Source organism: Microcoleus sp. AT3-D2 (assembly GCF_036705715.1).
In the GTDB taxonomy this organism is placed as follows: Bacteria; Cyanobacteriota; Cyanobacteriia; order Cyanobacteriales; family Microcoleaceae; genus Microcoleus.
This window is the reverse complement of record NZ_JAUBVE010000016.1, coordinates 17,915-42,430: the sequence shown is the minus strand read 5'-3', so window position 1 is coordinate 42,430 and position 24,516 is coordinate 17,915. Positions and strand designations below refer to the sequence as shown.

Genomic DNA, 24,516 nt, shown 5'->3' with positions numbered 1-24,516 from the left:
AAAAGGCAAAACACTTGTTTTTTGTATGACTCAACAGTTTTTTGAAAGCCAAAGAAAGGAAACAGTGGCAACGAGTATTTGAGCTAAGGGGTAAGAACGATGATATTAGACAACGAAAATCCGAATCCGAAAGTCCATGAATGGATTGCTAAATATACAGAACAAGGTACTATTGACATCGTTACAGGCTATTTCACTATTGGGGCTTTAGCTTATCTTTCGCAGCAGGTTAATCAAAAAATTACGGAGTTTCGCCTAGTATTGGGAGACATCGTTAACTTAAATCGAGTTGATGATCGTCCCCTAGATTTACTAAATGAAAATATTACAATAGAGGCAGCCCTGAAGCTTAGTTTTTTGGCTCAGGAAGCAGTTGATTTTTTAAAGCAGGACAAGGTGAAAGCAAAAACGTTAGAGCCGAATTTTTGTCACGCTAAGTGCTACTTATTTGAGCCATCAAACCAAGACGGTCGCAACAAATACTTTATTTCAGGCAGCTCAAATTTAACCGAAGCAGGGATAGGCTTAAAGCATACTAATAATCTGGAGTTAAATATCGCTGAGACGGGAAATAATAGCCAATATAAAGAGCTAGCTGCATGGTTTGAGACACTATGGCAGAAGCCCCAAGCCCATACAGAGAAAACGATTCTGACTAAGGATGGTACGAGTAAAGAGATTGATTTTAAGCAGTATTTGATTGAGGCGATCGCTAAAATATTTATCGAATATTCGCCACGAGATATTTACTACAAGATTTTGTTTGAGCTATTTGGCAATCAAATTCTAGAAATTGAGAACGATCCAGAGTTTAATCGTCAAGTGGGCAGATTAGAAAATACGGCTGTCTTTAATGCTCTATATGACTTTCAGAAAAAAGGTGTCTTGAGTTTAATTCGGATGCTTCAGAAATATGATGGGGCAATCTTAGCGGACGCGGTGGGTTTGGGTAAAACTTGGAGCGCTCTAGCAGTAATGAAGTTTTTCCAGATGCAGGGGCGTGAGGTGATATTGCTTTGTCCTAAGAAACTGGAGAATAACTGGAGACGCTACAAGGAAGATCAAACATCTAAGTTGGAGGTAGACAAGCTCAAGTTTTTTATTCGCTTTCATACGGATATGAGTAAGTCTCGCTTAGAGTCATACACTGATCGCGCTGATAAGTTCTTTGGTGACGATAAGCCTAAGCTGATTGTGATTGATGAAAGTCATAACTTGCGGAATGACAAGGCTAGTCGCTATAAGTTTTTGGTTGAGCAGATTTTGCAGAAAAATCAAGATGTCAAAGTTTTGTTGATATCAGCAACACCGATCAATAATTCTCTGAATGATGCCAGGAATCAGTTTAAGCTAATGGTGCAGGGAAATGTGCATGGCTATGATGCAAAATTGGGAGTGAAAAATATTGATTATTCTTTTAAGCAAGCGCAGACCCTATTTAATGAATGGCGCAAAGATGATAATCCTACAATTGGCGATTTTATTAAAAAACTTTCGGGTAATGATTTCTTTAGATTGACTGACTCTTTGCTCGTAGCACGAACTCGAAAGATGGTTGAGAGTCAGGAGACTGATTTAATGTTTCCTATCAAAAATAAGCCCGTAAATTTGTTTGTAACGCCACATCAGCTTGGTAATTTTGAAACCTTTGAGGAGTTGTTTGAGCATTTCCCACCGATGCTGTCAGGCTATCAACCAGCATTTTATTTGGACGAGGATTCAGGGGTAAAGAAAGATATATTGCGTGATGAAAAGTTGCGCGATCGCTTTCTGGTCAAAATGATTTATATTCTGATGGTGAAGCGGTTAGAGTCTTCTTGGTTCTCCTTTTATTCAACAGTTGAGAAGATTAAGGATCATCATCAAAATACTTTGGACAAAATTAAGGTATATCAAGCAAGCAAGGCAAAAACTGTAATCCTAGAAAATGATCCGCTCAACTTGGATGATGAGCAAAATGACGATGAGTTTACAGAAGCGGTTGAGCAGTACACGCTAGGTCAGAAACGCCGGATTAGTATTAAAAAAATTGATCTGGGTGGGAACTTAGATAAGTTTAAAGAGGATCTGAAAGAAGATTTAGATGCTCTAGATAAACTTGCGGTTAACTTGCAAAAGTTTGCTGTAAAACTTGATAAAGAAATTACTCCAACTTCCAAGAAGTCGGAGCGGCTGAAATCCTGTGATGATAAGTTGAAGGCTCTGATTGCAGAGATTCTCAAAAAGCGGAACTCGGGCGCAAATAACTATAATCCCAAGGTGGTAATTTTTACGGTTTATCGAGATACAGCGGTATATCTGTTTGAGCAGCTTCAAGCGAGAGGGTTTCAGAAGATTGCGATCGCATCGGGGACAGGCTCATACTCAGACGATGACACTCGCAAACAATCAGTGGAAGCAATCCTCGAAAGATTTGCCCCCTATACAAAGCTGTTTCGTGAAAAAGAATGGACTTTTGAATCTGACAAACAAGGGTTAGAGGCTTTTGCAGAATGGAAAAACTGGATCGCAGAAAACCATACTGAAACTCACCATAAGTTAACTAAGCCAATTGATATCTTGATTGCTACTGATGCACTCAGCGAGGGGCAAAACTTGCAGGATGCCGATATGGTGATTAATTACGATATCCATTGGAATCCTGTACGGATTATTCAGCGTATGGGACGGATCGATCGCTTGGGTAGTCCGAACGCGCAAATCTTCGGGATTAACTTCTGGCCCTCAGCCAATATTAATTCTTACCTCAATCTGCAAGGACGGATAGAGCAACGGATGGCGGCGATGAAGTTAGCTGGGTCAGAGGTCGATCATCAGTTCTCTGACAGCTTTGCAAAGATGGCTCATGATGAGGACTTTGACCGCAAGATGAATGATCGTATGATGGAGCAAATGCTGATCACTTGGGATGACATTGAGGTAAGCGAGCAAGGGTTAGGCTTTGATAGTTTGTCTTTGGAGCGCTATCGACAGGATTTACTCGCTGAGTTTAATCGCGACAAGGATAAATATCGCCAGATGCCCAAGGGTGTTTATTCGGGATTTGTGGAAGATATGGCGACAGGCGCTCGTGACGGCATTGTGGCTTTACTTGGCTATCCTGCAAAACCATCGAAGAAGCTCGATCATCAATATCAGGTGTTTGACTTGATTTATATCGACAAGTCAGGCAAGCTGGTTTTAAACAATCAAAAAGAGGTGTTGGATTTTCTGACTGTAAACAAAGACCAAGAGCGATTTGTACCTGATGCTGTGGATCAGGGGGGACAGGTTGCGATCGCAGAGTTAGTTAATGCGCTCAAGGTTTGGCTCAGTAGTCAGGCGGTGCAAACTGAGGTGATGGAGGATGGCACTGAGAAAAAGACGATGGGTAATGCTCCAAGGGATCTGTTAGGGCTGCTCAAGAAAGGTGACAAAATGGCTTTAGGGACAATCAAGCAAAATGTTAAGATTGATGAAAAATTTCAGCCTGATAACTTTGATTTAGTTGCTTGGTCTTTGGTTAGCCTTACTACATAATAGAAAAACCGTCTTGGAAAAATAAAACAAACATGAAACTTAGCATTTTTAATGAGCTAGATTTTTTACCTGCTTTACGCGCTTTGTTCAAGGAACTGCAAGTGCCGATTAATGCGGTAATAGATAGCTCTATTGATGCTAGCGATATTCTCACCAATACTTACCGCGATCGCGAATCTTTCAATCTTATTAATGATGTTTATTTTTTAGGCATGGTTGATGATGGCGCATTTCGGGGAAGAGGGGCGATCGCCTTGGAAAATGTACAGGAATTTACTAAGGATTATGAGGGAATTGTTATTTTTGGGGTGACGCTGAAAGGGCGCGAGGGTGGTTTATTGCCAACGCGATCGCAGTTAGCGGAAATATCGCGGGCTTTTAATCGGGAGTTTTGCTATACGCCTGTGGTGGTGGTGTTTAAGTATGCGGGTGCTGATGGTGAGTATCTCGCGTTTGCCAATACGGAAAGGTCAAAATATAAGCGCGATCAGGAAGGGGAGAAGGCGGGCAAGGTAACGCTGCTAAGGGATATTGATATTAGGCAGCCACATTCGGGACATGAGAAAATTTTGGCGGATCTCAAGATTCCAAATGCAGGTAAGGATCGGGTGGATTCCTTTGACAAATTATATAAATATTGGCAAAAGGTACTTGATGTCAGCCTATTAAATAAGCAGTTTTACAAAGAGGTTTCGACTTGGTATTTTCATGCTTGTAAGCAGGTGGTTTTCCCGAAGGATGCTAAGGACAATCAGGAGAGCTTAATTAGGTTAATTACACGGTTGATGTTTGTGTGGTTCCTCAAAGAGAAGGGATTAGTTCCTGATGCTTTGTTTGATAAGCAAGATATTCAGTCGATTCTCAAGAGTTTAGAACCGCAGGAAAGCACTTATTACAAGGCAATTTTGCAGAATTTATTCTTTGCAACGCTGAATACAGAGGGTAAGCGCGAATTTATTAAGGAGAGTTCGGGCGGACGCAATTCGCGGTATATGGTGCATAATACGTTTCGCTATCAGGACTATTTTCAGCAACCCAATCAGGTAATAGATGACTATTTTGCAGATATTCCGTTTTTGAATGGTGGTTTATTTGAGTGTTTAGATCGCCGCGATGAAAATGAGCCAGAGGTAAGGATTGATGGGTTTAGCAACAATCCGAAAAATCCTTTGTCAGTTCCCAATGATTTATTTTTTGGTGAGTTGCAAGATGTGGATCTAAATGCAGATTTTGGCACAAGTCGCAAGAAGTATAAGGTGCGTGGCTTAGTCGAAATCTTTAAGAACTATAAGTTTACGATCGCTGAAAATACACCTTTTGAAGAAGATGTAGCGCTTGATCCTGAGTTATTGGGGCAGGTATTTGAGAATTTATTGGCGGCTTACAATCCTGAAACCCAAACGACGGCGCGGAAGCAAACGGGTTCTTTTTATACGCCCCGTGAAATTGTGAATTACATGGTGGATGAGAGTTTGATTGCTTATCTCAAGAATCAGTTGTTAAGCGAAGAGGCTGAGTTAGAGCAGAAGTTACGGCAATTACTTTCCTTTGATGATGTAAATTCTTTTGCGGGTGATGATGCAGTTCAGGAGTGTTTAATTAAGGCTTTGGATAATTGCAAGATTCTCGATCCGGCTTGTGGTTCGGGGGCTTTCCCGATGGGTGTGTTGCAGAAAATGGTGCATATTTTGGCAAAGCTCGATCCTCATAATGAAGGCTGGAGAAATCAACAGAGGGAAAGGGAAATTTTGCCTGTGTTGGCTGATTTACAACAGGCGCAAAAGATTAGTTATGAGCAAGCTAGGGATGCGGCGGTGAGTCAATTAAGGGAACGTTTGGCGCAGATTGAGGATGATTTTGCTAATAATGAGAAGGACTATCCGCGTAAGTTATTTTTGATTGAGAATTGCATTTATGGGGTAGATATTCAGCCCATTGCTTTGCAGATTACGAAGTTACGCTGTTTTATTTCGCTGATTGTGGAGCAGAAGGTAGATAATAACCAACCGAATCGGGGGATTTTGCCTCTGCCAAATTTGGAAACAAAGTTTGTGGCGGCGAATAGTTTGATTAGTTTGCCACTTCAGATGAGTTTGCGGAGTCCTGCGGTTCAGGAAAGGGAAAAGGAGTTAAAGGAGGTTAGACAAAAGCATTTTATGGCACGATCAAAGGCGACTAAGGATAAGTATCGTCTGCGTGATCAAGAGTTACGCAATGAGATTAGAGCTTTGTTGAAGGATACGGGGTTAGAGGTGGCTTTGGCTGATAGTTTGGCTAGATGGAATCCTTATAATCAAAATACTTCGGCGGATTTTTTCGCTCCTGAGTGGATGTTTGGGATTGCTGATGGTTTTGATATTGTGATTGGGAATCCGCCTTATGGAAAATTAGATACTAAGAATCAGAAATACTTCACTGAGACATATAAGCATCAAGACTACCAGAAAGATATGTATTTACTTTTTCTGGAAAGATGTCTGGACTTATTAAAAGGTGTGAATAGTATCCTATCTATGATTGTTCCAAATACATGGTTATCTTCGGTAACATATAAAAAAATTCGTAAATATCTTTCTACTTACTACACTTGGTTAAAATTTCTTCATGTATCAACAAAAGTTTTTCAAGCAGTTGTAGATACTCACGCTTTTGTATTTATAAAAAATCTCTCTAAAGCAAAAAAACAACCATTGTTGTCTGTTCAAATAGATATACTTGGCGACAATGGTATTTTTTCATCTCACCAAATATCTCACGAATCAATTCCTACGGATGGAAATACTATTAATATAGTTGCCAATGAAATAGTTCAAAAAATTTACAGAAGGATCATTGATAGAAGCTTGCCTTTATCTAGTTACTGTGATGTTTTTAATGGTGTAAAACCATTTGAAAAAGGGAAGGGCAAGCCCCCACAAACAGATAAAATCATGCGTGATAAACCTTATGTATTAGAAGGTAATCGCCCTAGTCCAGAATGGAAACCTTTGTTAAGGGGAAGTCTAATTCAGAAATATCAAGTTCTTTGGGATAACAACTACTGGATACTTTATGGAGAATGGTTAGCAGCACCTCGTAATCCTGCAATATTTGAGGCAAAGGAAAAACTCTGTATTAGACAAACAGGTGATTCTATAATTGCAACTTTGATTTCAAATCAATTTATTGCAAGAGACAACTTACATATTGCAATTATTAAAAATGATGTTAATAGTAGATTGTGTTTCATTCTTGGCATTATAAATTCAAAAATCATGGATTTTGTCTATACACAAATTAATCCAGAAAAGGGGGAAGTCCTTGCACAAGTAAAGAAAAATCATGTTGAACAATTACCTATTCCCACCGCCACCGAAGCAGAACAAAAAGCAATAGAAACCCTTGTAGGCTATGTCCTCCACCTCACCGCCGCCCTCAAAGATATTCCTAGCGTCGGTCAAGGCTTAGAACAAGCATCAACAGACAAAGTGATGACCCAATACTTTGAGAAAATTATTGACGGGCTAGTATATGAACTCTATTTACCCGAAGAACTCCATGCCAAAGATAAATATTTTATGCGCTATCTCCTGTCAGAGAATCTGCCAAATATAGACAAAATTAAAGGCGACAAAATGACAGAATTACGGCAAATATTTCAGAAACTATTTCACAAAGATCATCCCATTGCCAAAAATCTATTTTTCCTAGATAATGTTGAAGTAATCCGCATCATCGAGGGCAAAAAATAACCATGACCCGCATCACCAAAATTGATATCAAAAACTTTCGAGCCTTCTACAGCAATCACACCATCAACCTAAAACAAGACGGTAAAAACTTACTCATCTGTGGTGAAAATGGCAGTGGCAAATCATCATTATTACTTGCTACAAAATTGCTTATAGATTCCTATATCCAAAACCTAAATTTCTCAGATCATCGCAACCGCTTTGCAAACACAGCCGAAGACGCTTTTATTAAAGTCACTACTTCTAATAATGATGATACAGGTGATAGTATTCATACATGGTCAGAGACAGCTAGAGATACTGGCGCAAACCTGATTCGGAATGCAGCAAAAACTAAAGGAATCTTAGACTACAAATCTCTACTAGAAGTCTATTTTCTGCAAAGAGAAGCATCAGGACTAAATATTTTTAACTTATTAATCGAAAATTTATTAGCTAATAGCACCGATCGCATTACAGGCAACATAATTGGAGAAGAATGGCAAGAAATAAAACAAAGTATTCCCACACATCGAGGACATAAAAGAAAAGCTAGAGAACTCCAACAAAAACTAGATCTATTTACTGATCGAGTAAGAAACTTATTAGAACAATTACAGGAAAAAGCAGCAGAAATATTACTATATTTTAATTATCCAATCCAGCTTCAAATAGAGTTTCTAGGCTTGACCTATAATTCAGATATCAAAGAAATTGATGGCAAAGAAATTATACTCACAGTTGATTTTTTACAACAAACTATCAACTCTCCTCATCAATTCCTCAATGAAGCCAAACTTTCAGCGATCGCCCTATCGCTTTATCTCGCATCACTCCTCATTAGTCCCGATAGCGATCTCAATATTTTAGTTCTAGACGATGTTTTGATTGGACTAGATATGTCAAACCGTCTACCAGTCATCAATATTTTACATAACCATTTTCAGCACTATCAAACTTTCTTTATGACCTACGATCGTGAATGGTATAACATCATGAAGCAAAGAATTGAGGCATCTGATACTAGAGATAATTGGCTATATCTTGAGTTATTCTATTCACGCATTGATGATGAATTAGAAATCCCAGTTTTTGCTCAAGACAAAGACTATCTAGCCAAAGCAAAAGAATATCTAAATGCAAACGACTTCAAAGCAGCAGCTATATATTCACGCACAGCCCTTGAAGTTTTAATCAAGAAATTCTGTGAAAAAAAGAGCCTGTCTGTAATGTATAGAGAAGACCAAAGGAAACTAACAATTAATAACTTCTTACAACCAATTAAAGACGGAGGAACAGATAGAAATGGCAATAGACTAACTTATATTGATGAGCAACTAAAACACGACATTGATCAATATCTCAGTATAGTGATGAATCCTCTAAGTCATTCACGATTTGTCACAGTTTATAGGCAAGAAATTGATGACGCGATTCAAACTATTGACAGGCTAGAAAATGCTTTATTTCCTCCAAACAATAGGAGGTAGATTTTTAATACATAATCTCTTCCTACCGCCACGGAAGCAGAACAAAAAGCAATAGAAACCCTAGTCCAGAAATGCCTTAAAGCCAAAGGTCAAAACGTTACTCAATGGGAACAGGAAATAGACCAAATCGTAGCGCGGCTGTATGGATTAAGTGATGAAGAGATGCAGATAATAAAAAGTCAGAATCGCGGATGATGCGGATTAAAGGATTGCGCGGATTAGGGGTAAAGCCGAGATACCTGCAAAATAGGACGTGATATTAAGAAACGTAACAAATAAGTCCCTAGTTAAGAAATCCCCGTCTACCGATGCAGCAATGCAGTATTTGCGGCAAACTTTGTGGTATCGGGTCGAGTTTACCAAGATGAAGATAGAGGGACACGGGCAGGCCAAGATATTCACGCAAGAGGAAATCGAACTCTTGTTCAACGAAGGTTTGCTAACCTCACGCGATCGCACCCTCTTCGGAGTTTGTCTCTACACGGCTTGCCGGATTGCCGAAGCTTGTTCCCTGGAAGTCATCGATATTTACACTGCCAGAGGTACAGTCCGACCTACAATCAACTTCCGCAAGCGCAACACCAAAGGAAAACTCCAAACCAGGACGATTCCAGTGATAGAGGATTTGCGATCGCTCCTAACATCTTGGAAACCCAACGCGGGTCAGACTTATTTATTTCCCGGCCGCTACCCCAACCACCACTGGAAGCATTTGCATCCCAACTCAGCGGATCGGATTTTGAGAGAAGCGTTCGATCGCGCCGGCATCGAGGGAGCCTCCACCCACAGCTTCCGTCGCACCGCCCTGACTCAGATGAGCAACGCCGGAATTCCGCTGCGGATTATTCAAGAAATCAGCGGCCACAGTAACCTCGAACAGTTGCAGAAATACTTAGAGGTGAAGCCGGAGCAAGTCAAAGGAGCGATCGCCTCTTTATCGATGCTTTCCTACGCGGGGAAAGAGGTATTTCCCCGCGTACAGGATGAATTACCCGCTGGGCCGTTACCGAAAGAGCAACTGTCACAAGGCCTATCAGACTCGGAGCCTGAAGAAATTCCCGATTGGTGACGAGCAGTTTTAGATTTTAGATTTTAGATTTTAGATTTGGGATGCAAGGATTAAAGTCACGCATCCCAAATGGAATGCCTAGAGCTTTCTTTCCCAAGGCAGAAGCCCTCACCCCTGGATTTGTTACAATTCTCGATCGTGTGGAGCAGGTGCATCTACGAAAACCTGCTTTTAGGAGAACTTTTGACTATGTGGCTAAAATACGGCGTTGCTCTCAGTGGCGAACTGACGAGCATTGATGAGGTTGTGCGCGGAAAAACTCAGCTAACTTGTCTCTACTGCGGTGGCGGATTGACAGCAAAAAAGGGTTCGGTGAAAGAACATCACTTCGCGCACACCGGGGAGACTTGCAAGCCCGTGTCACAGCGGATTAAAACCAAAGCTTTCCCATCGCTGCCCCTCTACAATAATTTCAACATCGAACTCAAGGGTGATGAACTAGAACAATTGAAAGTGCTGTGGAAAGAGTACGGGGCCCAAAAGCGATCGATTCCCAAAGACTTGGTAAACTTTCGGTGGGAACTCAAAGGATTGGTGGAGTCGTCGGGCGATCGCTCTTATCAGTTTACCGACTTGGGTAAAATCCCCGTCGGCGCGCTTCCCCTGGCGTTGTTCAACAAAGTCCAAGAACCGCTGCTGCTATCAGAGTTAATGAAGTTAGAAGGCTCTGTAGGGATTGCGGAAGCTGCGGAGTTATCTTGTTTGGATGAACGGCGGGCTGATTTGCTGATTTATCGAACGCAACTTCGTCGGATTCTGGTGAACGCGCTCTATTTTCTGGAAGTCAAAGCTGACGAAAGCTGCTTCTATAAAATTGGAATTACTACTCGATCGATCGAGGAACGCATCGCCGAGGTGCAGCGGGATGTGAGGGCGCATTACTCAGATGTGGTTGTTAATTTGCTGGGACTTTGGGAACATCGGGGGAATGTGGAACTGTACTTCAAACACCGATATCAACCCTTTAACTATCGCATTGGCAAGCTGACGGAATATTTTGTGTTTCCGAACGTCAAGGCGGTGCTGAATGATTTGTACGGGATGGAACCCAAAGTGTTGAGTGATGTTGAGTTGGATGCGATCGGGGGCGGGTGGAAGAGGATGTAAGTGAAAATCAAGAGAAATGTATACCATATACCACGCCTATAAATCAGCGACTCACCGATTTTTTATAACAGAAGCTTGTCTTAAGAAAGGCTCGGTAATCCACTATCCAGCAAATATGAATCAAGTTGAAGTAAAATATCCTCAATCTCTTGCCATTCTTGAAACTACACTCTTCTGGAAGGGCGAAATAATTGCAACTAATGGGGATTGCTTGCGAATTTCAATTAGAAAGAGGCGGTATAGCTCAGGAATTTTTTGAGGGAAGTTCCAGTGGCGGGGAGAGAAACTAGAGCTGAATGTCGGAGTTCTGCGACAAGCGGACAGCCAACGCGAGTTTCTGAGCGATCGCTCCCTAAAAAGTAGCAGTTCCTTCGTTAACTTGCTTTTGAGTTCAATTAACAGTAAAGGCGCTTGGACTGCATTAGATCACGGGGCGCTTTTACGGTCATCAGAAATTCTTAGGAAAAACGCTGCTGCCAGAAACTCTGGGGAAAAACGCTGCTGCCAGAAATGCTGCTGAACTCACGTATCTAGCAATTCCTGTAAAATCTGTTCTACTGTTATTTTCAACGGAGGTAAATTATTCTGTACGATCGCCCAAACTAGGTTTAGCGAAACTCTGAAATATTCATGCACTACCAGATTTCTAAACGCTACAATTTGCGCCCACGGCACTTGGGAATATCGACCTGTCAACTCGGACGATAACGCATTTGTTGCTTCTCCAATAATTTGCAGGTGATGAACAATCCAAATTTGGATTAATTCTTGGTTATCAAATGCCTGCCTGCCAAGGCTAGCATATCGCTCAATTGCGGCTATTGCATCTAATATATCTTGCAGCCGTTGGGCTTCCCGTCTCATAGTGGTACAGCTTCCTGCAAAACGCGCTCCCGAATCCGTTCTTTGAGCATATCTACTGTGGCGATATCGACCTTGCGATTGAGTAGTTGTTCTAAATCGAGCAATAGTCCACCTGGAAACCAAGGCGTAATTTTTTCTAAATCGTAATCCACTAACAAATCAATATCACTTTCTGGGGTCGCTTCGCCCCGTGCTACCGAACCGAATACGCGCACATTGTAGGCTCCGTGTTTTTGGGCAATGGCTAGAATTTGCGATCGCTCACAATACAGCAATTCTTGAATGCCTAATCCTGTTTTTTTCATCAAGCCCTCCTCAACGCCTTAAGATGGTGCCCTCATCGCTATTTCTAGTCTGGCACTTTCAGCAACAAGTTAAGCTCACGCTCGCTACACAACGCCATTTGCGATCGCCACTAACACCCCAATTTGCGAGAAACTAAACCCAAATCAAAACCTCAACAGCCCCGTCATGCCCAAACTCCCTGAGTGCGATCGCTGTCTCCTCTACGGCCGCAACCCACACCTCATCTGTGCCGTGCATCCCACAGGCCCTAACACTAATACTTGCATTGACTTTCGAGAAAACCCCGATGCGGAACCAGAGGAACTGTGGGAACCCGAAGGGGCGACCTACTATGGCGACGAACTTATCCTGCAACCGAGGCAACGGTGGACACCAGAGCAACAGTTAGAACTTTTGGATACGCACCCACTGTTTACTGGCCGGTGTCCCCAATGTGAAATGACTTATCCCCAGTACGGAACGCCCCCGGTTCATTGGGATTGTTCGGAGTGCGGATGGATGGATGATTCGGTTTGAGGCGATGGTTCGCAACGATAATTATCAGCAACGGGAAAACACTCGCTCGACACCCCACTTGGAAGTGCAGCCGACTAATCCTCCAACAAACACCCAGAACGCGCCTTGAGGCCACACACTTAACACCGCAAACTCATGCGGCCACGATTGCCACAAGCGAAACATGATTGCGGCGATTGTAGCTAGTAGGGCTATTTTGCCCACAGTTGCTTCACCGATCGTCCAACCCCGGTAGATTCCCTGGCAACAGGCGACTATCAGTTGAACGAACAGCACCAAGTTCAAAACGCTGATGATGGCGCTGTTGATGTTGCTGTTGATGTTCTGCAAAAAGGTTAGTGAATCCATAGGGTTGATTTTTAAAACTACTCCCCAATCTAGCAAGCTTAACAGAAGTTGTGTAGCCGCTGCTTTTCAAGTTTCCTCACCAACGGCCATCAGCCCAGGAGTCACAAACTAAAAAACCCAGGGAGCGGTGGTTGAATGCGATAATGGGGGTTTTAGGAGGGTCAGCGTTTGACGATCGCTCTTCGTCGTTTTCTTTTACCAGTCAAGCTGCCCTAGCGATCTGCACCGTCTCTCCTAGAAACTGTTTTGTGTTGTGGATGGGTAGCAGGAGGCTCGTCGGGAGCACCTTTTTTCTGTCGTTGTGGCTTAGGTGGTTCTTGTTGAGGATCGGACATGGAAAATTTTCAAATAGAAGATGAACAAAGCGAACATACCAATATTAACTTAATATACAGCTACACCGAGTATCGACTTAAACTTACTAATGATAGTATCAATGCACTCAATACAAAATTGAGTTCTATTTTGGCTTTTAGCGCCACCTCAATCATTTTTTCGATTAACCTACCTAACCAAGCATTTATAGCTAGTCCAGGTCATCAGTATATCTGCTATTGCTGCTTGTGGCTAAAGATTGTAGTATGCGTTTTCCTAGCTCTAACAATATATCTAAGCGTTCTTGGATTTCGACCTAGGGCAGCGGGAGGCATGACCCCACCCGACCTGTTGATGAAAGAAAACTACTACGATTCTGATGAGGACTGCCGATTAATTATTACTAAAACCTGGATAGAAGCCTTAAAGGAGCTTGAGATGTTGCGAGATCAAAAAGCTAAGGTGGCAGATCAGGCAATCCATACGTTATGTGTTGCCGCCTTTTGTGCAACAGGTAGTGTTATCTTAGCTTCTGTACTTTCAATGTTATAAGCTGGAGGTTTTCAATGTCGGACCCACAGAATCAGCCATCCAACCAAAACAAAGACAATACATCCCACAACCCCAAGTCAGGCGAACGAAGTCAGAAGAAATCAGCCCCAGAAGACCCTCCGGCAACTCCTCACGACCAGAGGACAAACTCCTCGAATTTCGGGGAAGGCAAATCGGATAAAGTAGCAGAATTTTGATGTGACAAACGATCGCTAAGAGTGGATGTTGTGTTGGAATAGAGGAACAGTCCCCGATCCCGATCTTGAAGCCTGACTGATGACCGACTCACCGCTCGAACCGCTCGATTTGCTGGACACCGACTACGCCGACATCCTCGCCCACAGCAGCCATCCCCCATTCGAGCTGCAACTGGTAAGGTCGGGGATTGAGCCATCAGAAGCCCGCATCAAAACCAATTTCCTCACTCGGGTGCGCCAAAAACCTAAGACTCCCGAACAATGGGCTGCTTTGACCGAAGCATGGGAAGTAGCTTGCGAGTATAAGCCCACAGATGAAGATTTTCGCTTATTGGCAGAATTCCTGTGGGAGAATCAAGAAAGCGTTGAAGTTGACCTTGACTGCTGATAATTTAGAATTTACTTTCACTTCGATAACAGAGCGATCGCCATATTGTTGGAGAAATGAGCTGTGGCAAAACCAAAGAGGTATCCCGACAATTGGCAAGAGATTGCGCTCTCGGTGAAAGAAAACGCAGGGTGGCGCTGCGCTAAGTGCCATCAACAATGCCTCCGACCCGGTAAACTCCGACCCGGTAAACAAAGCGGCTTAACCAAATCTGAACGGTGTGCTTTAACTTTGGCGGTGCACCATCGCAACCGGATACCGGAGGACAACCGCCCTGAAAACTTAATCGCCCTGTGTACCGCGTGTCACCTGTCCTACCACAATCGCGGTCAATCCAACGTATCGCCGGGGCAATTATCGCTGTTCCCTGATGATGCGATCGATTGGGATATCATGAATTTTTCTGGGGAATCGGCACGGGGCAATTGATTTGATCCGAATCCCCTGCCATCTTCTTCAGGCAATCCAGCGCCGCCAGACAATCTTCCAACGCTCGGTGGCCTCCACCAGGCAGGGGAAAATACTTATAATCTTCGTAATAGTAGCTCCAATCTCCTCCCCACTGTGCTGCCCATTCCATGAGGCATTCGGAGCGCTTGGATAATTGCAGTACGGGTAGATTGTGAAGCCTGCAACAATAAGCCAATATCTTGATATCGAAACTAGCATTGTAAATAATCACTCGTTTCTTTTTCAAAGCTGCATCAATGCGGGGATAGACTTGGGGAAAAGTAGGAGCATCGGCTACCATTTCATCTGTTATCCCGTGAATCTCTGTTACTTCTGCGGGGATGGGAATTGAAGGTTTGATGAGGGTATCGAGCAAGGTTTCTTCAGTGCGATCGATAATTGCTATCTCTACAATTTCAGCATCGTACAATCCCGTAGTTTCAGTATCCAGAATTACCCAATCGTTCTGGCTTAATTGTTCTCTTGCCCAAAGAACAGCACTCACCCTATCCCTTTCTATAAAACCTACTTCTCGATACCATTCCCGATAATCCCGCTTGATTTTAGCTTTGAGGCGATTAGCAGCCAGGGTTTCCAATTGTTTTGGAGATGGCTTTCTTTTGGGTCGGCAGGATTCAGGATTAGTGGAATCGTAGAGGAACACGTCGTATTTTCGCGTTTCGATAACGCCTGAAGGTTTCAGAGGCGATAAACCAAGTTCACCCAGTTGCTTTTTAGTTTTCAGGTGCGGTGGCGGCTCGTTGGATTCGCCCCACCAACTGTATTTTGTTAGTTCCACCATTGCAGTTTCCCTATCTCTGCCATTTTATTATCGCATCATTGAGGAAAGTGAAAGCAACTACGAATACGGTATTTGTTGGTAATGGAGTGCCTGACTTTTACTCAAATTTCTGAGGCAGTGACCGGGTGTGATATTGCCGATGCACTGATGCACTCGAACAAACCACCAGATTGTCTGGTGAGCTATTGGTTTTGTCATGGTCAAGATGATGGACAACTTCACCGGGTCGGAGCTTGTGGTCGATCGTCTGTTCGGCAATTACACGATGCAAATAAACGGTTTGATAGCTCATGGATCTTCTAGATAAACGGGGGAAAATTGCTTGAGAAGTGTCCAAAGTTGGGGTAGGGGTTTGTTTCCGAACTTCCTCAAAGCAATCTTTATCGGCTTGAAAAACTGCTGCCAGAGCCGAGATTAACACTTGCTACTCTTCATACGGAATATCAGCGCAATCATTTTCTATTCGGCTGAGTTCACAGAAACTTCCATTTTTTTCTGTGCGAACGGTCAATCTACGAGCCAGTTCTATTGTTCTATTTGACTCATAGATTGATACAATCAGGCATTTGTGATTAATCTGCCGAAGGTGATTTCGCAGTTCATAAAGCTTGAATTGATTGCTAAGATTTAGTCATGGGTCGTTGACGTTGCTGACTCCTTATTATTTAATGCCCAGTTTACTGCTTCGTTGAAAGCTTCATCAGTCGGCTCATCTAACATTCCTATTGCACACAACCATTTCAGTTGTATATTCCTACCACCGCGACATATTTTCGTGTTATTCGTACTATGACAAATGTGTTGCCCGTTTCCCATCAAGTTTTCGTAGTATATTGCCAAATCTGATGGAGAGAGAGGTAATGGTTTTTCTCCACTAAACGGACAAGTTTTGCATGGTTTTTGTTGAACCGGGTAGGTTCTCATGTCATTTGGATCGAGTGTCATTAAATTGTTCCTACTTTGCGAAAATCAGGGATTGGTCGTTGATCGAGACATTGATAAAGATGCAGACAGAACTCATGAACATTTACCCATTCTGATCGAGCAGGCAGAATCTGAAGTGCTAAAGCGTCCGCACCCAAGAAAATCTCTTTGACTTTGACCAAATCTATCCAAGTTGGAACTGATTTTTTACGAGACAGGGAGACATGAACCCACGAATAACCGTCTTTTTCAATCGAACAAGAAATTATTACAACCAAACCGTCACGACTTCTATAAGCTCCGCCATCAGGTCCGATCGCCTGAACTGACCAATTACATGGCAATTCTTCAGCAGTCGGGGGATTCCATTCAACAGTTTTAGTTTTCATGAAGATGCCGGCAGCGACCCGGCGACAGCGCTATTAAGTATCAAATTGGTAACGAGGGAGATTATTGACCAAATCGCATTCAGATTCTTCGATCGCCTGATAAACTTCGTTCAGTGCCTAAATAGCATCCGCCAAACCTAATTCATTTTGCGTGACAAATTTCTCACTGCTTGCTATTTCATGATACTCTGGCTGGTTCAGTAAAAGTCGCAGTGTTTCTTCAGCACCCGCAATTATTGACTTGATTTGTTCGACTGTGATTGTCATGACTCTTACTCCTTAACTGATTAAACTCACTCAAAACCTCAACGCGAAGCATTATTAGCTAAAAAGAGTTTTCAAGTAATAATTTTCATCAATTTTATTCTCACAGACAACCATTGACTTAGCTGCTTGTTCGGCTAGCGATCGATTCCAACCTTTTAGCTGAGACTTAGCTACCAATTCAAGTTCTGGCATAACGACTGCTTCTAAGTAAAATACATTCCCTGGTGAATCGTCATAATAACAAGAGCTTTCGACTGTAAATTTCCAGTTTGACCAGTAAAATGTACTTTTCATTGCTAGCTATTAATCGCGGTACAGTTCAACCTCAATAATGGAACAATGAGGATTTTCAGAAGCCCGGTTCTCCTCAGCTAAGCGTAATTCAGCAGCCGATCGAGTATCGAAGAAATGAGCTGCTTCAAATTCTTCAGTCCATTTCCCTAGAGTTTCGAGTAACCAGTAAACGCTGCCATATTCAGTAGCATCGCCAACCCAATAACTCGCCTTAAGAATCGCAAACTTGATTTCAGACTTAGGTTCAGACATAATTTTAAACCGGGAGCGACCCGGCAATCCCGCTATTCACTACACAATTGATAGGCAAATACCAAGCACAGGATGAAATTGCTTTCCAATCCGTAGCCTTCCCAACGACTATTTTTGACTCCAACAATGTGACGGCATTGCTTAAGCCATTCAACACCGCCACGTTTGGTAATTTCTTCAAACAGTCGCGGATGTTGCTGTAATTTGCACTCAATGATTTCCGTCATAACCTCGATCGATTCCTGCAAATCACGACTTTTGTGCTTTTGATATGCAGCTTCAGCATCAGGAAAATTCACGTCTCTGAATGCTACTGGGTAGCGCTTTTTGATGTTGCCCTTTCGGAAAGCTAGCTCTGTGGGATTGGTCAGAGCTGCACCAATCCCAATATCAGAGCCAGACCAAATATTAATGCCGTCCATCTTATCAGCTCCAATTAAATAGACTGAGCAATTTGATAGGCTTGTTGATAGAGTGGATCATTACTCTTTGGCTGCTGACCTTCTTTTTGATCGCTGACGGCTAAAGCTACCTTGATTTTCTGACTTTCAGTTTCCGAAGGTAGTGTTTGATTTTGCTGGTAGTAATTGGCAGAAGTCTGGAAAAAGGTAGCGAGATCGGCTTCATATTTCAGAAACCGAACTAATTCTTTTAAGTTCATAGCATTGAGAAAAGCAACACCACCTTACAGCGAAGCATTATTGTGACTTTTTACTATTGCCTTCTAGTTCTTCAATTTGAATGCCGATCTGATAAGCTTCCTGATATTCACCAAAATATTTCTCAATTTCTTGGGTTTCTTTCTGTGTCTCTATCTATAGCAAATAGATAGTAGCAGTAGCAGTCAAAGTGATGGCAGTTAAACCTCGGAGTAAAAGTTTTTGCATTCTCAGGGAAATAAAGCCGGGAGCGATCCGGCAAAACGCTCTTGAATTAGTGTTGAATCAGTCGATCAAACTTTTTAACTATTTCGTTGGGGGTTTCTTGGCAATCAGCCCCGCCAAACCGTTTGAGCATGAGATTTGCCCAAATAAAATTGACAATCCCTGATGCTGCACAGACTTCATCTTCGTTGCGATCGCCACTCATCCATGAATCCTCCCAGTCAACCGGGTCAGCATCAGAATGAATGCCAGCAACAGCCTGTAACAGCATTCCGTGTCCTGGTTTCCGACATGAGATTGAGCCACCGCTGTTACCGATCGGCGCCTGAAAAGAATTGATTTCACCAGAGCGAGAAACTTGAAAACAGTTTTCACCCCAGCTAGGACAAAAATAAATCTCCGACAACTTGGGAAAAAGCTCTAGGGTAATCTTCTGTTCCTCGATCGCATCCTCTAAACTTTTCCGTGGTTTGTTGGTGGCAGGGTCAATTGCAGCACATCCACCTTGATTGGTGATGCCAATGAGAATGAATCCGATTGAACTCAAATATTCGGTTGCTGCTAAAGCTCCGGGAATCGCTTGTTGATCGTCTGGTCGGTTGATAAATGTTTCCCCGCTTTTCGTTTGGCGGAGTGTACCGTCTAGGTCAAGGAAAAATATTTTCATAGGTGAAAGGTCAAAGTAGATTGAACTTGAATTTTGCCGAAAATCGGCAGACTTACACATTCCGACGCTGAGGCGATGCCCTGAGCCTTGCACTACCCTTCGACGTAGTTTATCCTGAGCGTAGTCGAAGGACTCAGGAACCGCGTAGCCGAAGGGTAGCCAAAGGGTGATGTGTAAGTATTTCTAACTTTTATAACCACAAATCCTCAACTTGAATCAGAGTTCGCTCGACTTCAAGTTTTTGTCACAGAGAGCGGACATTCAGGGCGTCTGTGAACAGAAGCACTCTTTACAAATTACCAGGGGTTCTGGCGAGTTGTTAGATTTGTTCTCGTCCAAGTGATGAACAACTTCACGCCCGTCTGAGCTTACGATTGACGGTTTGTTCTGCCACCACCCTATACAGATACACTGTTTTATAGCTCATAGGTTTTCTCGTTGAAGTAAACGGGAAATACGGCTAGCGCTTTGCTGAAATCGAAAGGTTCGACTTCGGTTTGCTGACGGATTTGTTCAAGCCAAACAATATCACAAGAAAATATTTCAGCTAATTTGGATATCAGCCAGTCATACTCAGGCGATCGCACATCAACTCGGTTGTTTTCGATTTTTGCTAGCAGACAACGATCGATCGTCTCAAAACTGTCTGATGGCACAATCAGCAATTTACACAAATCTTTCTGGCTAAAACCGTACTCTTGCCGAGCATTTTTTATGGTTTTGCCTAGCGTTATCTTGCTTTGGTCGTACATGGTAAGAATTCTGGGAGCGACCCAAATATGCGCTATTAAAAGGTTATATAACCAAATTGTTGATTTGCTAGCTGGACAATCTTCTGAATTAGTTCCTCTCTTTGTGCATCAAATTCTGCATGAGGCAGTTTGATATACCGATAAACTGTTGAGTTTGACCATCGGCTTTCAGAGTCATATCCTTCATCGCCACTAATCACTACAATCTCAATTGATGTAGTTTTTGGCCATCTGGTAATTTGGAGGTGATACTCGCTCCAATCGTCATAGCTATTAAGTAGGCAACTTTCTTTTGTGTATTTTACCAGTTTGCCATCTTTGCTTTCCCAAGTACCATGTTCTGTCTCAAATTCTGCCATTATTTAGTCCTCCATCTCAAACCCTCACAAGCGAAGCATTAGAAACATTGCGAGAAACATTACTAAAAACATTGCGAGAAACATTACTAAAAACATTGCGAGAAACATTACTAAAAACATTACTAAAAAGATTACTAGAAACATAGTAAAGAAGGCTTTACACAACTAAATAATTGCTCATTAAACAAATAAAACGTTAAACTGGAAAAAATTCATTATTGAGTAAAGAGTATGGGCGAAGCTAAACGTAGAAGAGAGGCGGGATTAGGATTCGATCCAAATCAAAAGCTAATAACTGGTTGCTACATGGCTCCGGCGATGATAAGCGATCGACACACAGTTTACTTAGGGATCAGAAGAAAAAATCCCGGTTTAGTAAGCAGTAAACCGTTATCGGTTCATACAAAAGTGACAGATGCTTTCCAAGTTATGACGGACTATAACAAAATCTTGAAGAAGTGCTCTTTTTCTATGAATCAATCAGATGAAGAGATTTTTAAGTTATTCAAGGAAATGCTTTTGTCTACTTATGGAAACCAGAGTGAGGAAGGCGATCGATATCAAGTATCTGGCAATATAGATGCTTTCAATGCCTGGATGAACGAGGGCAACTACCGAGATAAAAATAATCCACCGCCGGGAGTGACAATTACCCATTTAACATCGGTAGTTAGGAAACGTTACAGAGTTTTTAGTAGTCCGATCAGAGAAGAATCACCTAAATTCTATGGAAATCCTGAAGATAATTCGATTTTTCATGTAGGTGAAAGCTTTGACCGTCCTATTGCCGGAACCAAAAACGAACTGTTTATCTGGCAAACTTATGTAATTGCAGGATTCTTCGCTGATTACCTGAATCTTCATGATAAAGATTCCCTGAGCGCTGAGGAAGCCCAAAGACTAACTCACGAAGTACAGGATTTGATGAATCAGGAGCGATCGCCAGGAGTTACCTTTACATGAGTTTTAGGCATTTTCTTCTTCCTGATTGGTAAAACGGTGGTAAATCAAACTTTAGTCGCGTCCCTGGACACTGCCAATGCCGATGCGGATGGCAGTGACAGTGCCAGTAACGAATTAGGAATGGCGATGGCGATGAAAGCAAAGCGGCTCGCAAGCTACTGTGGCTAATTAAACACGTAAAAACTCTTCAAAAATGGGAAGTAGACTCCGGTGAAGCCCTTGATTTAGAATTCTGTCTTTCAAGGGTTGCGGAATATTTCTACGATTTACTTCTTCACCATAACTATCAGAAGCGTAGTTGTAATCCTGTCCAAATTCTAGGATGATTTGCCGTCTACGTTTCTCGGCAGACAAAATTTCAAACAAAGGATTTAACGGGAGATATTTGGTATCGTTCTTATCTATTTCATTCCAATTCCCCGGCGAAAACCAAATACTTTGGGAATCGCCTCCGAAGAACCATTCCTCATTGTAGGTGTTTTTAATTCGATCGAGGAGCTTGTTGCAAGCAATCCACAATGTATCATTGGGGTCATTTGAGTGAGGATAACCTAAAAGATACCAGTCAAAGTCTTTGGTGATGACAGTTTCCCTCAAAGCCTTGCTGATGCAAATGCTAGCAACAGATATCACCGTTGGGTCGATCGATTCATTCTGAAGCAGCTCAACTATCAAATCGAAACCAGTATCGCCATATTTGAGAGCTTCAGATATTCCAGCAATCTGTACTTCTATATTGGGCGAATTTAAAAGCTTTCTGAGTATCGCATCATATTCGGTGGGTTCTTGTGTGGACATAGGTGTTACCTCTGATTAAGAAATTATTACTTTACTTGCTGTGGGGCGCAACTTCCACGTAAATGCGCTAAAATTGATGCTAGCTACTGACTACCGATGCGCTAATACACGCCCGCAAGCTACGATACTTCAGCTATAGTTTCTAAGAAGTTGAGGGATTACGGATTTAACTTGGGTTGCACTTATCAAGAAAAACTTTTCATTAGCGTCAATCCCTAGAATTACAAGTAAACCTCGCAACTCTTGTCCGTTATTAGTGACAAAATTTACTTCATCCTCCGCACCAGCATTACTTAAAATTGCCAAACTCTTGTCAATGAACTGATGTTCTGTGATTTCTAAGAAGGCTTTCTCTTCCACTTGTATATCCAAACCCAGAAGTCTTTGGATATCAGGTAAAACTTGGTTTTTGGAGAATCGAACTTCCAAACCTTGGTCTGAAACTAAAACGTAATAGAGCATAGGTGTGTCGATCGTATATTTTACTCTGGGTCTACCATTGATGGTTTCTGTAGGAACTGACTTAATTTCAATTCCACCATTCTGCAAAGCCAAAATAATTTGATTAACGTATTCTCCTGACAAATCTCCCAATTGAGTCCCTATGTCTTCTGGGTAAAGTGGCTCTGAAGTTTTAAGCAGATTATAGACACTTCGAGCAGTGTACAAACCTGACCACGGTAATTCATCCCCCCCAGCAATTACCCTGGCATACTGAACAATTCTTCGGTACAGGTTGTTATCCATTTTCTTGGTTGTTGTTCTTTGATAGGTGCTTTGATAAGTTGCAATCACGCCCCAGGATGAGGGGCATGATTTGTTAGGGCTAACGTAAATTTGCTTGATAGAGTTTGGTTTCTCGTTTCACAAGCTCTACCTGCTGCTGAGTCAACAGACAGAAATCTTCAATTTGTGGATCGATCGCCACAACAAGAACTTGTCCCTGAAGGATGATGCGCCTCGGAGTAAGCATAGTTGGCTGATGAGCCTTCCGCAAGAACTCCTCATCACACAGAATGACGATTGACGGGTCAGAATAACACTGATAGACAGGTTCCAAGTAAGCTTCTTCCCCTGGGATTCCTACAAGTTTTTGAAGTTCTGGCAGTTTGGGAAGTTCAGTTGCTTGTACTTCTTCAACTCCTGTTGAGTTAACTAAAACGTAAAATTGCACTTGAATGACTCCTAATGATCGAATTACAGAAAATCTCAATCCCGCAGCGAAGCACTAAAATCGTGTTGTGGCTTGGGTGGTTTTTGGTGCAATCTGAGTTCTTCTTTCACCATTTTTACTTGCTCAAGATTTAGCAAACACAAATCTAAGAGTGAGTTGTTAGTTCCGAGAATAACTACCTGACCGAAAATCACGCCTCCCTTTTTAGTTACACAAGTCGGTTTCAGCGCTTTCGGTTCCACGTCATTATCACAAATTATGACAATCTTGGGGTCAGAGAAATTAGAAGAATCTAGCACCTCAAAAGTGGCTGGCTCTCCTTCAATGCCAACCAAATCTTGAATTTCTTCTGTTGTCAACATTTCGCGAGTGGTGTAGACATCTATCTCTTGTTCGTTCGTAACCAAAATGTAGTAAGGCATGAGAGAAAACTGGGAGCGACCCAGTTATTGCGCTATTAATTTATAAAGTTAACCCGAAGTTTTAGGGATTGGTTCACACAAAACTTTGGCTGCCTCAAGATGTTCAGGGGGAACATAGAGGCTAAATTTGCCTTGATAAACGTAAAACTCTAGTTGATGAGGGATTTTGTTGATGGCAGTAACAACCGTGTGATGCTGATTCGATGGAAAATCTCCTACTTTGTGAAATCCTGAAATATTGATGTCAGATGATGAAGACATTTGTTAGAACTGGGAACGACCCAATTATTACGCTATTATTTGTTGGATTTGTTGGCAAATTCGATCGATATACAGAAAGTTCTAGCTGCTTCAAGATGTTCCTCTAAAACATACACTCTAAAAGCACCTTTTCTCCAAAGCTGTTTCGGATCATAAGGATGAAACTCTATCAGGTATTGAAACTCGCTATTTTTCAGTGCGGTTTCGATTAATTCACGCTGATGTGCGAAAAAGTCACTCACAATAATAAAGCCGTTTTCAGCAATCTCTGGCAATTCATTAGATTCTGATTCTGTCGTTGTGCAGTCGTTATGAACGGTTGTCATGATGGTAAATATGAGAGAACAAATCAACATCTCAAAGCGAAGCACTAACGGAGAGACTTAACCCTAGTAATTCCATTGAAAAACTAGGGAAAGTATTCAATTGCTATTAGTCAAGTGAAAGACAGTCTTTGTTCACATCATTCCAATAGAC

33 protein-coding genes are annotated in these 24,516 nt (G+C 42.2%); 12 read left to right on the top strand and 21 right to left on the bottom strand.

Annotation, left to right across the window (positions count from 1 at the left end):
- Positions 1-99: 99 nt before the first annotated feature.
- From QUB44_RS09760 to QUB44_RS09740, 5 genes are all read left to right on the top strand, one after another.
- A complete protein-coding gene (locus QUB44_RS09760) occupies positions 100-3,519 on the top strand; it encodes a helicase-related protein (protein ID WP_333366115.1) in 3,420 nt (1,139 codons plus the stop codon).
- A gap of 32 nt (positions 3,520-3,551) precedes the next feature.
- Positions 3,552-7,250, top strand: a complete 3,699-nt coding sequence (locus QUB44_RS09755; protein ID WP_333366112.1) for an Eco57I restriction-modification methylase domain-containing protein — start codon at positions 3,552-3,554, stop codon at positions 7,248-7,250.
- A gap of 2 nt (positions 7,251-7,252) precedes the next feature.
- The gene (locus tag QUB44_RS09750) at positions 7,253-8,719 is read left to right on the top strand and encodes an AAA family ATPase (protein ID WP_333366109.1); all 1,467 of its coding nucleotides are present in this window, start codon (positions 7,253-7,255) and stop codon (positions 8,717-8,719) included.
- Positions 8,720-8,972: 253 nt separating this feature from the next.
- A complete protein-coding gene (locus QUB44_RS09745; protein WP_333366106.1) occupies positions 8,973-9,788 on the top strand; it encodes a site-specific integrase in 816 nt (271 codons plus the stop codon).
- A 69-nt stretch (positions 9,789-9,857) separates the two neighbouring features.
- Positions 9,858-10,895: a GIY-YIG nuclease family protein gene (locus tag QUB44_RS09740; protein ID WP_333366103.1), complete on the top strand. Its 1,038-nt coding sequence runs from the start codon at positions 9,858-9,860 to the stop codon at positions 10,893-10,895.
- 522 nt (positions 10,896-11,417) lie between these two features.
- On the opposite strand, the gene QUB44_RS09735 is transcribed toward QUB44_RS09740, so the two are convergent.
- Entirely contained in the window at positions 11,418-11,759 is a 342-nt protein-coding gene (locus QUB44_RS09735; RefSeq protein ID WP_333339203.1) for a HepT-like ribonuclease domain-containing protein, read from the bottom strand.
- The gene (locus tag QUB44_RS09730; RefSeq protein WP_333158275.1) at positions 11,756-12,064 is read right to left on the bottom strand and encodes a nucleotidyltransferase family protein; all 309 of its coding nucleotides are present in this window, start codon (positions 12,062-12,064) and stop codon (positions 11,756-11,758) included. The genes QUB44_RS09735 and QUB44_RS09730 overlap by 4 nt, the downstream gene beginning before the upstream one ends.
- Positions 12,065-12,230: 166 nt before the next feature.
- On the opposite strand from QUB44_RS09730, the gene QUB44_RS09725 reads away from it, so the two are divergent.
- On the top strand, positions 12,231-12,581 hold the full coding sequence (locus QUB44_RS09725) for a hypothetical protein (protein WP_333339200.1): 351 nt from the start codon (positions 12,231-12,233) through the stop codon (positions 12,579-12,581).
- Positions 12,582-12,605: 24 nt separating this feature from the next.
- On the opposite strand, the gene QUB44_RS09720 is transcribed toward QUB44_RS09725, so the two are convergent.
- Both QUB44_RS09720 and QUB44_RS09715 read right to left on the bottom strand, forming a co-directional pair.
- Positions 12,606-12,929, bottom strand: a complete 324-nt coding sequence (locus tag QUB44_RS09720; RefSeq protein ID WP_333339197.1) for a hypothetical protein — start codon at positions 12,927-12,929, stop codon at positions 12,606-12,608.
- A 212-nt stretch (positions 12,930-13,141) separates the two neighbouring features.
- Complete coding sequence (locus QUB44_RS09715) at positions 13,142-13,264, bottom strand: hypothetical protein (protein WP_333314549.1); 123 nt, start codon at positions 13,262-13,264, stop codon at positions 13,142-13,144.
- On the opposite strand from QUB44_RS09715, the gene QUB44_RS09710 reads away from it, so the two are divergent.
- From QUB44_RS09710 to QUB44_RS09695, 4 genes are all read left to right on the top strand, one after another.
- Complete coding sequence (locus QUB44_RS09710) at positions 13,263-13,796, top strand: hypothetical protein (RefSeq protein WP_333339194.1); 534 nt, start codon at positions 13,263-13,265, stop codon at positions 13,794-13,796. The two genes, QUB44_RS09715 and QUB44_RS09710, sit on opposite strands and share 2 nt — an antisense overlap.
- A 14-nt stretch (positions 13,797-13,810) precedes the next feature.
- Positions 13,811-13,993 (top strand): hypothetical protein, encoded by a 183-nt coding sequence (locus QUB44_RS09705; RefSeq protein ID WP_333314554.1) that lies wholly within the window; start codon positions 13,811-13,813, stop codon positions 13,991-13,993.
- Between the two features lie 79 nt (positions 13,994-14,072).
- Positions 14,073-14,381 (top strand): hypothetical protein, encoded by a 309-nt coding sequence (locus QUB44_RS09700; RefSeq protein ID WP_333314557.1) that lies wholly within the window; start codon positions 14,073-14,075, stop codon positions 14,379-14,381.
- Positions 14,382-14,444: 63 nt separating this feature from the next.
- Positions 14,445-14,810: an HNH endonuclease gene (locus tag QUB44_RS09695; RefSeq protein WP_333339191.1), complete on the top strand. Its 366-nt coding sequence runs from the start codon at positions 14,445-14,447 to the stop codon at positions 14,808-14,810.
- On the opposite strand, the gene QUB44_RS09690 is transcribed toward QUB44_RS09695, so the two are convergent.
- The 11 genes from QUB44_RS09690 to QUB44_RS09645 all read right to left on the bottom strand — a co-directional run bounded on the left by QUB44_RS09690 (position 14,773) and on the right by QUB44_RS09645 (position 20,421).
- A complete protein-coding gene (locus QUB44_RS09690; RefSeq protein ID WP_333339188.1) occupies positions 14,773-15,633 on the bottom strand; it encodes a 3'-5' exonuclease in 861 nt (286 codons plus the stop codon). The two genes, QUB44_RS09695 and QUB44_RS09690, sit on opposite strands and share 38 nt — an antisense overlap.
- A 97-nt stretch (positions 15,634-15,730) precedes the next feature.
- Positions 15,731-15,925 (bottom strand): HNH endonuclease, encoded by a 195-nt coding sequence (locus QUB44_RS31110; protein WP_445299884.1) that lies wholly within the window; start codon positions 15,923-15,925, stop codon positions 15,731-15,733.
- A gap of 652 nt (positions 15,926-16,577) precedes the next feature.
- Positions 16,578-16,946 (bottom strand): DUF7694 domain-containing protein, encoded by a 369-nt coding sequence (locus QUB44_RS09685; protein WP_333366095.1) that lies wholly within the window; start codon positions 16,944-16,946, stop codon positions 16,578-16,580.
- A gap of 117 nt (positions 16,947-17,063) precedes the next feature.
- Positions 17,064-17,213 (bottom strand): hypothetical protein, encoded by a 150-nt coding sequence (locus QUB44_RS09680; RefSeq protein ID WP_333174269.1) that lies wholly within the window; start codon positions 17,211-17,213, stop codon positions 17,064-17,066.
- A gap of 54 nt (positions 17,214-17,267) precedes the next feature.
- Positions 17,268-17,507, bottom strand: a complete 240-nt coding sequence (locus QUB44_RS09675) for a hypothetical protein (RefSeq protein WP_333339180.1) — start codon at positions 17,505-17,507, stop codon at positions 17,268-17,270.
- A gap of 9 nt (positions 17,508-17,516) precedes the next feature.
- A complete protein-coding gene (locus tag QUB44_RS09670) occupies positions 17,517-17,759 on the bottom strand; it encodes a hypothetical protein (protein ID WP_333339176.1) in 243 nt (80 codons plus the stop codon).
- Between the two features lie 32 nt (positions 17,760-17,791).
- Complete coding sequence (locus QUB44_RS09665) at positions 17,792-18,181, bottom strand: hypothetical protein (protein ID WP_333339174.1); 390 nt, start codon at positions 18,179-18,181, stop codon at positions 17,792-17,794.
- Between the two features lie 14 nt (positions 18,182-18,195).
- Positions 18,196-18,420: a hypothetical protein gene (locus QUB44_RS09660; RefSeq protein ID WP_333339171.1), complete on the bottom strand. Its 225-nt coding sequence runs from the start codon at positions 18,418-18,420 to the stop codon at positions 18,196-18,198.
- 272 nt (positions 18,421-18,692) lie between these two features.
- The gene (locus QUB44_RS09655; RefSeq protein WP_333366089.1) at positions 18,693-19,310 is read right to left on the bottom strand and encodes a hypothetical protein; all 618 of its coding nucleotides are present in this window, start codon (positions 19,308-19,310) and stop codon (positions 18,693-18,695) included.
- A 416-nt stretch (positions 19,311-19,726) separates the two neighbouring features.
- On the bottom strand, positions 19,727-20,062 hold the full coding sequence (locus tag QUB44_RS09650) for a helix-turn-helix transcriptional regulator (RefSeq protein WP_333174282.1): 336 nt from the start codon (positions 20,060-20,062) through the stop codon (positions 19,727-19,729).
- Positions 20,063-20,097: 35 nt separating this feature from the next.
- The gene (locus QUB44_RS09645) at positions 20,098-20,421 is read right to left on the bottom strand and encodes a hypothetical protein (protein WP_333174283.1); all 324 of its coding nucleotides are present in this window, start codon (positions 20,419-20,421) and stop codon (positions 20,098-20,100) included.
- Positions 20,422-20,652: 231 nt separating this feature from the next.
- Between QUB44_RS09645 and QUB44_RS09640 the strand changes: the two genes are divergently transcribed.
- Positions 20,653-21,384 carry a hypothetical protein gene (locus QUB44_RS09640; RefSeq protein ID WP_333366086.1) on the top strand — a complete coding sequence of 244 codons (732 nt, stop codon included), beginning with the start codon at positions 20,653-20,655 and terminating at the stop codon, positions 21,382-21,384.
- A gap of 36 nt (positions 21,385-21,420) precedes the next feature.
- Positions 21,421-21,552: a hypothetical protein gene (locus tag QUB44_RS09635; protein ID WP_333366083.1), complete on the top strand. Its 132-nt coding sequence runs from the start codon at positions 21,421-21,423 to the stop codon at positions 21,550-21,552.
- Here the strand turns inward: QUB44_RS09635 and QUB44_RS09630 are convergent, their stop codons facing one another.
- The 6 genes from QUB44_RS09630 to QUB44_RS09605 form a co-directional block, all read right to left on the bottom strand.
- Positions 21,553-22,182, bottom strand: coding sequence for a hypothetical protein (locus QUB44_RS09630; protein ID WP_333366080.1), 630 nt, complete (start codon positions 22,180-22,182; stop codon positions 21,553-21,555).
- 129 nt (positions 22,183-22,311) lie between these two features.
- Positions 22,312-22,929 carry a hypothetical protein gene (locus QUB44_RS09625; protein WP_333366078.1) on the bottom strand — a complete coding sequence of 206 codons (618 nt, stop codon included), beginning with the start codon at positions 22,927-22,929 and terminating at the stop codon, positions 22,312-22,314.
- A gap of 79 nt (positions 22,930-23,008) precedes the next feature.
- Complete coding sequence (locus QUB44_RS09620) at positions 23,009-23,356, bottom strand: DUF3846 domain-containing protein (RefSeq protein WP_333366076.1); 348 nt, start codon at positions 23,354-23,356, stop codon at positions 23,009-23,011.
- A 35-nt stretch (positions 23,357-23,391) separates the two neighbouring features.
- Positions 23,392-23,778 carry a hypothetical protein gene (locus QUB44_RS09615; protein ID WP_333366073.1) on the bottom strand — a complete coding sequence of 129 codons (387 nt, stop codon included), beginning with the start codon at positions 23,776-23,778 and terminating at the stop codon, positions 23,392-23,394.
- Positions 23,779-23,826: 48 nt separating this feature from the next.
- The gene (locus tag QUB44_RS09610; RefSeq protein WP_333339144.1) at positions 23,827-24,039 is read right to left on the bottom strand and encodes a hypothetical protein; all 213 of its coding nucleotides are present in this window, start codon (positions 24,037-24,039) and stop codon (positions 23,827-23,829) included.
- Between the two features lie 35 nt (positions 24,040-24,074).
- Positions 24,075-24,365, bottom strand: coding sequence for a hypothetical protein (locus tag QUB44_RS09605; RefSeq protein ID WP_333339140.1), 291 nt, complete (start codon positions 24,363-24,365; stop codon positions 24,075-24,077).
- Between the last annotated feature and the right edge of the window lie 151 nt (positions 24,366-24,516).